Genomic DNA, 10498 nt, shown 5'->3' on the forward strand with positions numbered 1-10498 from the left:
CTGCTGCTCGAGCTGCTCGTAGCTGGCTTCAAACGGACAGCCCTTGGCGCTCAGGCTGCAGTCCTGGCAGTAGCGGCCATCGCTGTAGCGCTCCAGGTTGGAGCGGTTGAAGAAGTAGGGCTTGTGGCTGAAGCTGCTGGCCACCCACTGCCAACTGAGGTTGTTGCTAGCCGGGTCCCCATCCAGCAGGTGGCGCAGGAACCACTGGGCGCCCGCCTGCCAGCGGATGCGCCGCCAGTGGACGACGTAGGCCGCCAGCCACATCCGGGCGTGGTTGTGCAGCCAGCCTGTCTGCTGCAGCTCCTGGCTGAAGCCATCCATGCAGGCCAGCCCCGTGCGGCCTTCGGTGATGTCGGCGGGGAGCTCCGGTGCATAGGCCCCGGGGTGATGGCCGGTCTTGAGCGGTTCCTGGTCGCTCCAGATCCCATCGCCCAGTTGCTCCCAGAGCCGCTGCCAGTAGTCCCGCCAGCCCAGCTCATTGATCAGCTTCTCGCTGGCCTGCCGCTGCTTGGTGCGGGCGAAAACGGCATCGCGCACCTCCGCCAGGCTGATGGCCCCGTGGCGGATGTAGGGCGAGAGCCGGGTGACGGGGCCGCTGAGGAAGTTGCGGGCCTTGGCGTAGCGCTCGGGTTGGACCCTGCGCAGGAGAGCATCCGCCTGGCTGCGTCCGCCCTGGATCGGGCTGAGGCTGCCGCTGGCCTCGGGGAAGAGCTGCTGCAGCGTGCGCTCAAGCGCGCTGCGATCGCTGAACTGGCGGGGGAGATCACCGGGGTGCTCCTCCCAGTTCAGGGGCACTCCGCGCGGGGTGGGGCTAGCCAACGATGGCGACTTGGGGTCCAGTGATCCTGGCGTCTGGCGCCTTCTGGGTGAGAATCACCGCAACGCAAGCGCCCGTTTCATGCTCCTCGATCTGCGCGGTAAGAAGGCCCTGGTCACCGGCATCGCCAATAACAAGTCGATCGCCTGGGGCATCGCCCAGCAGCTGCACGCCGCTGGCGCCGAGCTCGGGGTCACCTATCTGCCTGATGACAAGGGGCGCTTTGAAGGCAAGGTGCGTGAGCTGACCGCTCCCCTGGCCCCCACCCTGTTCGAGCCCCTGAACGTGCAGGACCCCGCTCAGATCGAAGCGGTCTTCGCCAAGGTCAAGGAGCAGTGGGGCCAGATCGATGTCCTGGTGCACTGCCTGGCCTTCGCCGGTAAGGACGAGCTGATCGGTGACTACTCGAACATCTCTCCCGAGGGCTTTGCCCGTGCCCTCGAGGTGAGCGCCTACTCCTTGGCACCGCTCTGCAAGCACGCCAAGCCGCTCTTCAGCGAAGGCGGCAGTGTGATCACCCTCAGCTACCTCGGTGCTGAGCGCGCGATCCCCAACTACAACGTCATGGGCGTGGCCAAGGCCGCCCTGGAAGCCTCAGTGCGCTACCTGGCCGCTGAGCTGGGCGAGAAGCAGGTGCGCGTGAACGCCATCAGCGCCGGCCCGATCCGCACCCTGGCCAGCTCGGCCATCGGCGGCATCCTCGACATGATCCACAACGTCGAAGAGAAGGCTCCCCTGCACCGCACCGTCACCCAGGACGAAGTGGGCGGGACCGCGGCCTTCCTCGCCAGCAACCTGGCCTCCGGCATCACCGGCCAGACCATCTATGTCGACGCCGGCTACTGCATCACCGGCATGTGAGCGGCAGACTGAGCTGAGGAGGGCATGACCATGCGCACGGGCGAGATCCATCGCGTCACCGGTGAAACCGATGTGCGCGTCAAGTTGAACCTCGATGGCACGGGCCAGTGCAGCGCCAGCACGGGCGTGCCCTTCCTCGATCACATGCTTCATCAGATCAGCAGCCACGGGCTGGTGGATCTGGAGATCAATGCCGTGGGTGACACCCACATCGACGATCACCACACCAATGAGGACGTGGGGATCGCCGTGGGTCAGGCCCTGGCCCAGGCCCTGGGGGACCGGCGCGGGATTCATCGCTTCGGTCACTTTGTGGCGCCCCTGGATGAGGCCTTGGTGCAGGTGGCCCTCGATTGCAGCGGCCGCCCGCACCTGAGCTTTGGCCTGCAGATCCCCGCTCAGAAGATCGGCAGCTACGACACCGAGCTGGTTAAAGAGTTCTTTGTGGCCGTGGTGAATAACTCCGGCCTCACCCTGCACATCCGGCAGCTGGATGGGGTGAATTCACACCACATCGTTGAGGCCTGCTTCAAGGCGTTTGCAAGGGCGCTGCGCCAGGCCACCGAGGTGGATCCGCGCCGCGCCGGAGCGGTGCCCAGCAGCAAGGGCGTGCTGGAGCGCGCGGGCGCCTAGGCCCGCTTAACACTCCGTTACGCGATGATGGCGGCGTCGCTCAGCGTCTTTGCCCATGACCGTCGCCCCCGCTCTCGGCTACGACCGCTCCGATTGGGCCAGCGCCTTCCGCAATGTTGGCGTCGAGCTTGATGGCGTCGCGCTGACCGCAGCCCGGGGCGCGATTCCAGCTGAGCTCGAGGGCACCTTGTATCGGAATGGTCCCGGCCGGTTGGAGCGGGGTGGTCAGTGGGTGCATCACCCCTTTGACGGGGACGGCATGATCACCGCCCTGCGGTTTGAGGGAGGTCAGGTCCAGCTGCGCAATCGCTTTGTGCGCACCGAGGGCTTTGAGGCCGAGGAGCAGGCGGACAAATTCCTCTACCGAGGTGTCTTTGGCACCCAGAAGCCCGGCGGCATTGCCGCCAATGCCTTTGACCTGCGTCTGAAAAACATCGCCAACACCCATGTGGTGCGGCTGGGAGATCAGCTGTTGGCCCTGTGGGAGGCCGCCGAACCCCATGCGCTGGACCCTGAGACCCTGGAAACCCGCGGCCTCAGCCGGCTGGATGGGTTGCTCAAGCCCGGTGAGGCCTTCAGTGCCCATCCCCGCTTTGACCCAGGCCACCATGGCGAGCCTCGGATGGTGACCTTTGGCGTGAAGGCCGGCCCCCGCAGCACGATTCGGCTGATGGAGTTCTCCAGCACCGGAGCACTCTTGGCCGATAGCCGCCACAGCTTCAAGGGCTTTGCCTTCCTGCATGACTTCGCGATCACCCCGAACTGGGCGGTCTTCCTGCAGAACGCCGTCGCCTTTAACCCGACGGGCTTTGTCATCGGCCAGAAGGGTGCCGCCCAGTGCCTCAGCTCAAAGCCTGGCGAGAAAGGGCAGTTCTGGCTGATCCCCCGCAGCGGCGAGGGCAAGCCGCTGCAGATCCCGGCTCCTGAGGGCTTTGTCTTCCACCACCTCAATGCCTTTGAAGACGGCGAGGAGCTGGTGGTGGATTCGATCTACTACGACGACTTCCCCTCGATCGGTCCGGATGTGGACTTCCGCCAGGTCGACTTTGAGTCGATTCCAGAGGGGCAACTGGTGCGTTGCCGTATCCATCTCGAGAGCGGTGCTGTCAGCACCGAAGTGCTCGAGTCGCGCACCTGCGAGTTCGCGATGGTCAACCCCGAGCGGCAGGGCCTGGAGGCCCGCTACAGCTGGATGGCCGTGGCGGAGCGGGAGCGCGGCAACGACCCCCTGCAGGCGATCAAAAAGCTGGATCTCAGCACCGGAGCGGGCCGGGTCTGGAGCGCGGCGCCCCGTGGCTTTGTCAGCGAGCCACTGATGGTGCCCCGCCCCGGTGCCACGGCCGAGGACGACGGCTGGGTGCTCTGCCTGGTCTGGAACGGTGCCCGCTGTGCCAGTGATCTGGTGATCCTGGATGCAGCCAGCTTGGCGGAGGTGGCGGTGCTGGAGCTCCCTCTGGCGGTGCCCCACGGCCTGCATGGGAGTTGGGCCCAGGCCTGATGCCCTGGTTTGTCAAAACCGAGCGCTTCCTGCGGCCCTACGTCGAGATGAAACCCCATCTCGAGGCCCATCGCCGCTGGGTCGAGCAGCTGCGTGGCCAAGGTCAGGTGCTCAGCAGCGGCTACTTAGTGGATGGTGAGGGTCAGCCCGGCGGCGGTGGGTTGTTGTTGCTGCAGGCCGGGGACTACAGCGAAGCCGAAGCGTTGATCCAGCAGGACCCGATGGTGCTCAGCGGCGGGGTGGAGTGGACGCTGCAGCAATGGCGCCCTGCGGTGGGTGATCTGGGGGTGATCTGAGCAGCCAGTTGGATTTGGTCGCAGGTGTGGCTTGATCCGGTTGTTGCTGCCTCGTGGATTGCCCGTAGACAGGAGTGATCAGCCCCCTGAGCCATGTTCAGCCTTCGATCCGCCGCCCTGGGCTTCTGCCTGATTCCTGCCCTCTCCCCTCTGGCGCTGATCCAACCCGCCCAGGCAGGGGGTGGTGATCGCTGCGGCGGCACCCTCTATCAACTGCAGGTCAGCCAAAGCGGCACCACCGCCTTTGACCGTTTTCGCTTCAACCTCGGCCTTGATGCCGAGGCAGGAACGAAGGCCGAGGCGATGGAGCAGATCAGTTCCCGACTTGAGCGGTTGCGCACAGCCTTGACCCCACTGGTGAGCGGGCGGATGACGATTCCTGCACCGCGCACCTATGCCATTGGTGGCGGCAGCGCTGGGCCTCGGCGGCAGCGGGCCAGCACCAATGTCTCGGGAGAGGTCAGTAAGGGCAACTACGACGCCCTGATCAAGGCAGCAGGCACGTTGCCTGGGGTGAGCCTGCGTGGCTTCACGTCGCTGGCTGCGAGCGGTAGTGCGGAAACAGTGCAGGCTCAGTTGATGCGCCAGGCCTTGGCCGACGGCAAGCGCCAGGCCCAGGCCACGGCCGATGCCCTTGGGCTGCGCAGGGTTCAGTTGCTGCGGATTAATCAGCGTGGCGGCTATGGGCCAAGGCCGATGCCCTACAACCGCGCCCTCTCGGCCAGCTTCAACCCAGAGGAAGCCCCGGCTCCTCGCAACTCGGTGAGCCTGGCGTTGGATTACTGCCTCTCTTGAGCCAGCAGGGCCTGCAGTTGGGGTTTTAGGGCTGCGAAGGCGCGGCCCCGATGCCCCACTTCGGCCTTAAGCGCTTTGGGCATCTCCGCAAAGCTGAGCTGTACTTCCGGCACATAGAAGACGGGGTCGTAGCCAAAGCCGCCATCGCCTCGGCATGCCATCAGGATTTGGCCTGGGCAGTGACCTTCCACCTCAAGGACCACACGACCACTGGGGTCAGCGAGGGCCAAGGCGGCGGTGAAGCGTGCGGAACGGGCCGCCGGGTCGATGGCGCCCGCGTCATTCAGCTCCTGTAGGAGCCGTTCAATGCGTGCTGCATCGGTGGCGGCGTAGCGGGCTGAGTGCACTCCGGGGACGCCGCCGAGGGCATCGACGCTGAGGCCGGAATCGTCGGCCAGGGCCCACTGACCTGTCGCCTTGGCCACGGCCTCGGCCTTGAGGCGGGCGTTGGCCGCAAACGTGCTGCCGGTCTCCTCCACCTCAATGCCCTCGGGCTGGGGTTGGGTGTCGAGGCCCAGGTCCTCCAGGAGTTGAGCGAACTCACGCACCTTGCCGGCGTTGCCGCTGGCGATCACCAGGGTGGTCATCAGATTCCTTCGGCCAGTTGGCGCGCCCAGGAGAGCACTTCAGCCACACGCGCTTCGCTCGGGGCTTCGCAATAGAGCCGCAGTAGGGGCTCGGTGCCGGAGAAGCGCAGCATCAGCCAGTGGCTGGGGCCGAGGCGCAGTTTCACTCCGTCGGTGGTGATCACCTCTTGAACAGGGGATCCGGCGACCTCCTTTGGCGGGGTGCTGGCTAAGAAGTCCTCCAGCCGCTGCCGGGTGGCCATGTCTTTGAGGCGTAGGTCCAGGCGGTCGTAGGCCGCGGCACCGCCGCAGCGCTCCTGCAAGGCACTGACGCGAACGCCCAAGGGTTGGCCCCCCTCCACCAGGGCCTCAATCAAGAGCAGCGCGGCGTAGAGGGCATCGCGCTCCGGCAGGTGGCTTCCGAAGCCAACACCGCCTGATTCCTCGCCGCCCACCAGCACGTCACTGCTGAGCATTTCAGCGGCGATGTATTTGAAGCCCACGGCCTTCTCGAGTACTGGACGGCCAAGGTCTTCGGCCACCAGTTGCATCAGATCAGATCCGCTCACGGTTTTCACCACCGAACCGCTCATCCCCTTGGCCCGGGCCAGGTGATCAATGAATAGGGGCATCAGCAGCTGGGTGCTGCAGAAACGTCCGTGTTCATCCACCGCCGCAATGCGATCGCCATCACCGTCAAAGACGATGCCCACGGCCGGCCGGCCGGCCAGGGTCGAGGCCCGCACCTCTGCGATCAGTTGCTGCAGGTAGGGGGCCAGGGGTTCGGGCGGGTTGCCGCCGAAGAGAGGATCGCGGTTGGAGCGGATTTCGCGCAGGTGATCGCTTTTCGCTGCACCTTCGAGCAGGCGGCTCAGTCCACCGGCCGCGGAGCCGTGCATTGGATCGACGATCACCTGCAGACCCAGGCGCTCGAGTCCGTCACTCAGGGCCTGGGTGTCGACCTTGGCTTTGAGGCCCGCGAGGTAGGTCCCCATGGCGTCAAAGCGCAGGGTCTCGCCTTGGATCGGCACGGAGATGCCGCCGGCCTGCAGCCGCTGCTCCACCCGCTTGGTGAAGTCCCCTTCCACTGATCCCCCGAAGGGGCCTTTGATCTTCAGACCGAGCCATTCCGGCGGGTTGTGGCTGGCGGTGATCACCAGTGCACCGAGGGCCTGGCGTTCCACCACGGCCCAGCTGGCGGCCGGAGTGGGGATGGGCGCTTCCGCCAACACCGGCACCAAATCGGCGCCGCGCACCGCGCTGCAGATCGCTTCAGCCAGTTCCGGCGCGAGGAAGCGGCGGTCGTAGCCGACCACAATCTCGCGGCTGTTCAGTCCTGCGGGTGCTGAGGCCTCCAGTTCCCGGGCGGACGCGGCAGCAACCGGCAGGAGCCTCTCGACCGTGATGTCCACGCCGAGGATGCCGCGCCAACCGTCGGTGCCGAAGGCAATGGGGCTGGCCTCCAGGGGCAGGGGCGCTGAAGCCATCGGAGCAGGGCAGGGGCGACATCCACGTGCTAGCAGCCTGCGGCGGCCACCTAGCGTCAGGGGGTGCCAGCTCAGATCCTGCTCAACGACCGCTTCTTGCGCAGTTGGTTGCGCTGCAAGCGCCGCGCCTGGCTGGATTGCCATGGCGATAGCGACCAGCGGCTCTGGACGTCCCACCGTGAACTGCAGCTCGATGAGCAGCGCCGCAGTTTCGCGACCTTGTTCCCTGAGCGCCCCGGCCATGGTGAGGCGGCAGCCCAGGCCGGAGCTCCGGCGGTGGTGGGCCTGCGGCTGAAGGGTGAAGGCGTCGAGGCCCACCCGCCCCTGCTCCAGAGGGTCAAAGGCGAAAGCCGTTGGGGGCCTCACAGCTATCGGCCGGTGTTGTTTCGGCCGGGACGGCGGACGACGCGCGAGCACCGCTACGTCCTGGCCCTCTGGGGGCGGTTGCTGGCGGAGGCGCAACAGGCACCGGTTCGAACCGCCTTGGTGCTCTCGGGATCAGGCCGGGGGTTGCAGCAGGAGACCGTCCCCTTGGCCGGCAGCCTGCCGCGACAGCTGGATGAAGCGCTGGAGCGCCTGGCCGAGGATCTGCGCCGGCCCACGCCGCCTCCCCTGGTGGCCGATCGCAAGAAGTGCGTGCTCTGCAGTTGGAAGGCCAGCTGTGACCAAGTGGCCGCGGCGGAGGGACACCTCAGCGAAGTCAGTGGGATCGGCGCCAAGCGGCGCGACATGTTGATGGAGCTGGGGATCGATCGTCTCGGTGCCCTGGCTGAGGCCGATCCAGGCGACCTGGCGGATCGCCTGATGACCTATGGCGAGCAGCACGCCGAGATTGCGCCGCAGCTGGTCACCCAAGCCCAGGTGCAGGCCAGGGGCGAACCGTTGCGGCGCGACCCTCTGGCGGCCCTGCCGGAGTTGGCGAAGGCACCTGGGGTGCTCATCTACGACATCGAATCGGATCCCGATGCCCGGGACGATTTCCTGCATGGCTTTGTGCGGCTGCCGCGCAATCCCGATGGCAGTTGGCCGGATCTAGCCCAGGCCTCCGCTGCGCCTTATCACCCGGTTCTGGCCCTGCTGGAGCACGGTGAGGAGCGGCTCTGGCAGCGCCTGATGCGTTTGCTCGAGGCCTATCCCGATTGGCCGGTCTTGCACTTCGGCGAAACGGAGGTCTTGGCCCTGGTGAAGATGGGCCAACGCTTGGGGGTGCGCGAGCGGGAGCTCAAGGCCCTACGGGCCCGGATGCTGGATGTGCATCAGCGCCTGCGCCAGCACTGGTGGATGCCCACCAACAGCTACGGGCTGAAGGCGGTGGCCAGTTGGCTCGGCTTCCGTTGGAGCCAGCAGGGTGTCGATGGCGCTCGGGCCCTGCTCTGGTGGCGGCGCTGGCGCCTGGGCGGAGCCGGCGCCGATGGCCGTGGCTCCCGCCAGAACCTGCGCCGGATCTTCCGCTACAACCACGACGATGCCCTGGCGACCTGGGTGGTCGCCCGTTGGCTTCTCGATCAGCCCTGACCGCCAGCGCCGATTGGAGGCGCGATAAAGGCCAGGGGTGTGCTGATGGTCACCTCGGTGCCGTCTGCCTGCAGGGTGCTGGCTTCGAGCTGAGAGCGGCGGATCAGCGCCAGCCCCCGGCCGCCCTGAGAGGAGGTCACCACTCCAGCCCGCTCGCCGCCGGCGCTGCTCAGGGTTGTGCCGGGCTCGAGGGCTTCGCTGCTCTCCCAGTAGCGCAGCTGTTGCTTGACCCCGTCGTAGGTGGCGAGTTTCGCCAGGGTCTCCTGGCCCACGTAGCAACCCTTGTTCAGGCTCACCCACTGGGCCAGTCCGAGTTCAAACGGATTGGTGTCGTCGTTCAGTTCACTCGGTTCGGCGGGCAGGCCATGGCGCAGGCGGTTGGCTTCCACCTGCTCGCCGGACCATTCCGGCAGGTCAGCGAGCCATGGCGGCAGCTCCTCGTCAGATCGCTGCAAGACAACGGCGGCATTCGGACCGCTGCCGAGGTCGACTCCGGGTCGCAGCAGCACGCTGTCTTCGGTTTGGGCTTCGCCCTGCCACTGCCAGAGGGTGGCCGGCTGAACAGCGCCCAGCCGCACGTTGTCGGCGGGGAAGAGCACGCGATCCAGGCCGGCGCGGATGGCCTCACCATTTCCTGCGATGACGATCAGCTCAGCGCCTGCGTCATCGACGCAGACCAGCGCCAGGCCGCGCATTCGGGCCGTGGGACTGATCAGGCAGGTCGGCAGGCAGTCTCCGGGTTTGGCCAGTTCAATCGCTTGACTGCTCTGGCCGTGCAGGAAGCGGCGGGTGTCGCTGCCCTCCAGGCGGATCAAGCTGACGGGAGTGCCCCAGCGGCTGGCTGCGCTCATGCCTGGTGTGCGGCTGCGACTTCATCCAGCTGGAACAGGCTGCGCAGCTCCAGGCCGGCCTCCTGCATGGCAGCCAGACCGCCTTCCTGGCGATCAACGATCGTCACGACGCGCTCGACCACATACCCCGCTTCGCGCAACTGCTTCACCGCTTTGAGGGAGGAGCCACCGGTGGTGACCACGTCCTCGAGCACGGTGATCCGGCTTCCCGCTTCCGGCAGGGGCCCTTCCAGCCAGGCACCGGTGCCATGGCCTTTGGCTTCCTTGCGGACGATCAGGGCATCCAGGGCTTGACCGGCCAAGGCCGCGGCTTGGGCCACGCCGCTGACCAGGGGGTCGGCGCCGAGGGTCAGGCCCGCGACGGCCACAGCGCCGGGCTCCACCAGTTCCAGCATTTGGGCCGACAGCAGCGCGAGGCCCAATCCGCTGAGGCTGACGGGCTTGCAGTTGACGTAGTGACTGCTGGTGCGACCGGAGGCCAGGGTGAAGTTGCCGTGGCGGTAGGCCCGCGTGGCCAGCAGCTCCAGCAGCAGTTGCCGCTGTTCGGTGCTGGTGGAAGGCAGGGAAACGGTGGTAGTCACTCCGCTGGCGTCGAGCTCTCGGTCTGTCTAGTTTGCGCCTAGAGCCCAGAGCCCCAAGGGATGCAGCTGCTCCGCTCACTCGCCATTGCTGCCGCTGCGGCGGGATCGCTGATCCCGGCTGCTTCAGCGGGCCCCGTTGTCTGCCGCACCAGCATCGAGGCGCCCCTCGATGGTTCTCCGCTGGTGGAGGTCAGTCGCTGCGGGCCGGTGACGACCACCCCTGAGCTGATGGAGCAGCGCTTCTTCAGCTACACCGCGCCCTATGCCCGTGGGGTCAGCGTCGTGAATCAGATCACCGATGTTCTCGGCATTGCCATGGGCGGCCGCGAGGGCAACCGGGTGATGGGTCTGGGTTTCCCCGATCAGACGATCGTCTGGGACGGTTCGGCGGTGGAGAACACCTATCAAGTGCTGCTGGATCAGCAGAGCACCCCGCTGCCTTGGCGCACGGCCGATGTCTCCAATGGCTTCTGCCAAGGGTTGCCCCAGGGCGGCTGCAGCAACCTCTCTGCTCCCGTGCGCGGCCTGTGGTAAACCACAACCGCCGGGGGTCTAGCAATCTGGTGAATGCAGCGGACTCATAATCCGCCTTAGGCGA

Annotated in this window: 12 protein-coding genes; 7 read left to right on the forward strand and 5 right to left on the reverse strand. The window is 66.6% G+C overall.

Annotation, left to right across the window (positions count from 1 at the left end):
• A partial coding sequence (locus QZ189_RS09380; RefSeq protein ID WP_363155652.1) for an FAD-binding domain-containing protein occupies positions 1–819 on the reverse strand: 819 nt, incomplete at its 3' end.
• Positions 820–898: 79 nt separating this feature from the next.
• Here QZ189_RS09380 and fabI point away from each other — a divergent pair.
• The 5 genes from fabI (at position 899) to QZ189_RS09405 (ending at position 4900) form a co-directional block, all read left to right on the forward strand.
• On the forward strand, positions 899–1678 hold the full coding sequence (fabI, locus tag QZ189_RS09385; RefSeq protein ID WP_010314422.1) for an enoyl-ACP reductase FabI: 780 nt from the start codon (positions 899–901) through the stop codon (positions 1676–1678).
• A gap of 24 nt (positions 1679–1702) precedes the next feature.
• Positions 1703–2311: an imidazoleglycerol-phosphate dehydratase HisB gene (hisB, locus tag QZ189_RS09390; protein ID WP_296416814.1), complete on the forward strand. Its 609-nt coding sequence runs from the start codon at positions 1703–1705 to the stop codon at positions 2309–2311.
• 55 nt (positions 2312–2366) lie between these two features.
• Positions 2367–3809 (forward strand): carotenoid oxygenase family protein, encoded by a 1443-nt coding sequence (locus QZ189_RS09395; protein WP_296416811.1) that lies wholly within the window; start codon positions 2367–2369, stop codon positions 3807–3809.
• The gene (locus QZ189_RS09400) at positions 3809–4105 is read left to right on the forward strand and encodes a YciI family protein (RefSeq protein ID WP_296421615.1); all 297 of its coding nucleotides are present in this window, start codon (positions 3809–3811) and stop codon (positions 4103–4105) included. The genes QZ189_RS09395 and QZ189_RS09400 overlap by 1 nt, the downstream gene beginning before the upstream one ends.
• Positions 4106–4198: 93 nt before the next feature.
• A complete protein-coding gene (locus QZ189_RS09405; RefSeq protein WP_296416806.1) occupies positions 4199–4900 on the forward strand; it encodes an SIMPL domain-containing protein in 702 nt (233 codons plus the stop codon).
• Here the strand turns inward: QZ189_RS09405 and rdgB are convergent.
• Positions 4885–5487: an RdgB/HAM1 family non-canonical purine NTP pyrophosphatase gene (gene rdgB, locus QZ189_RS09410; protein WP_296421617.1), complete on the reverse strand. Its 603-nt coding sequence runs from the start codon at positions 5485–5487 to the stop codon at positions 4885–4887. The genes QZ189_RS09405 and rdgB overlap by 16 nt on opposite strands.
• Positions 5487–6953 (reverse strand): phosphoglucomutase/phosphomannomutase family protein, encoded by a 1467-nt coding sequence (locus QZ189_RS09415; RefSeq protein ID WP_296421619.1) that lies wholly within the window; start codon positions 6951–6953, stop codon positions 5487–5489. Before QZ189_RS09415 ends, rdgB begins: the two co-directional genes overlap by 1 nt.
• A gap of 63 nt (positions 6954–7016) precedes the next feature.
• Between QZ189_RS09415 and QZ189_RS09420 the strand changes: the two genes are divergently transcribed.
• Positions 7017–8468 carry a TM0106 family RecB-like putative nuclease gene (locus QZ189_RS09420; RefSeq protein WP_296421620.1) on the forward strand — a complete coding sequence of 484 codons (1452 nt, stop codon included), beginning with the start codon at positions 7017–7019 and terminating at the stop codon, positions 8466–8468.
• On the opposite strand, the gene QZ189_RS09425 is transcribed toward QZ189_RS09420, so the two are convergent.
• Both QZ189_RS09425 and pyrE read right to left on the reverse strand, forming a co-directional pair.
• A complete protein-coding gene (locus QZ189_RS09425) occupies positions 8459–9319 on the reverse strand; it encodes an aminomethyltransferase (protein ID WP_296421621.1) in 861 nt (286 codons plus the stop codon). The two genes, QZ189_RS09420 and QZ189_RS09425, sit on opposite strands and share 10 nt — an antisense overlap.
• Positions 9316–9900: an orotate phosphoribosyltransferase gene (pyrE, locus tag QZ189_RS09430; RefSeq protein ID WP_296416399.1), complete on the reverse strand. Its 585-nt coding sequence runs from the start codon at positions 9898–9900 to the stop codon at positions 9316–9318. Before pyrE ends, QZ189_RS09425 begins: the two co-directional genes overlap by 4 nt.
• A gap of 60 nt (positions 9901–9960) precedes the next feature.
• On the opposite strand from pyrE, the gene QZ189_RS09435 reads away from it, so the two are divergent.
• Positions 9961–10434 carry an Occludin/ELL family protein gene (locus tag QZ189_RS09435; RefSeq protein ID WP_296421622.1) on the forward strand — a complete coding sequence of 158 codons (474 nt, stop codon included), beginning with the start codon at positions 9961–9963 and terminating at the stop codon, positions 10432–10434.
• The last annotated feature ends 64 nt before the right edge of the window (positions 10435–10498 follow it).

This window comes from Vulcanococcus sp. CPBay_Sum15L08_68, assembly GCF_017855895.1.
Lineage (GTDB): Bacteria > Cyanobacteriota > Cyanobacteriia > PCC-6307 > Cyanobiaceae > Vulcanococcus.

Coding starts and splice junctions, on each gene's coding strand:
- fabI (WP_010314422.1), top strand. CDS start 899: ATGCTCCTCGATCTGCGCGGTAAGAAGGCCCTGGTCACCGGCATCGCC.
- hisB (WP_296416814.1), top strand. CDS start 1,703: ATGACCATGCGCACGGGCGAGATCCATCGCGTCACCGGTGAAACCGAT.
- QZ189_RS09395 (WP_296416811.1), top strand. CDS start 2,367: ATGACCGTCGCCCCCGCTCTCGGCTACGACCGCTCCGATTGGGCCAGC.
- QZ189_RS09400 (WP_296421615.1), top strand. CDS start 3,809: ATGCCCTGGTTTGTCAAAACCGAGCGCTTCCTGCGGCCCTACGTCGAG.
- QZ189_RS09405 (WP_296416806.1), top strand. CDS start 4,199: ATGTTCAGCCTTCGATCCGCCGCCCTGGGCTTCTGCCTGATTCCTGCC.
- rdgB (WP_296421617.1), bottom strand. CDS start 5,487: ATGACCACCCTGGTGATCGCCAGCGGCAACGCCGGCAAGGTGCGTGAG.
- QZ189_RS09415 (WP_296421619.1), bottom strand. CDS start 6,953: ATGGCTTCAGCGCCCCTGCCCCTGGAGGCCAGCCCCATTGCCTTCGGC.
- QZ189_RS09425 (WP_296421621.1), bottom strand. CDS start 9,319: ATGAGCGCAGCCAGCCGCTGGGGCACTCCCGTCAGCTTGATCCGCCTG.
- QZ189_RS09435 (WP_296421622.1), top strand. CDS start 9,961: ATGCAGCTGCTCCGCTCACTCGCCATTGCTGCCGCTGCGGCGGGATCG.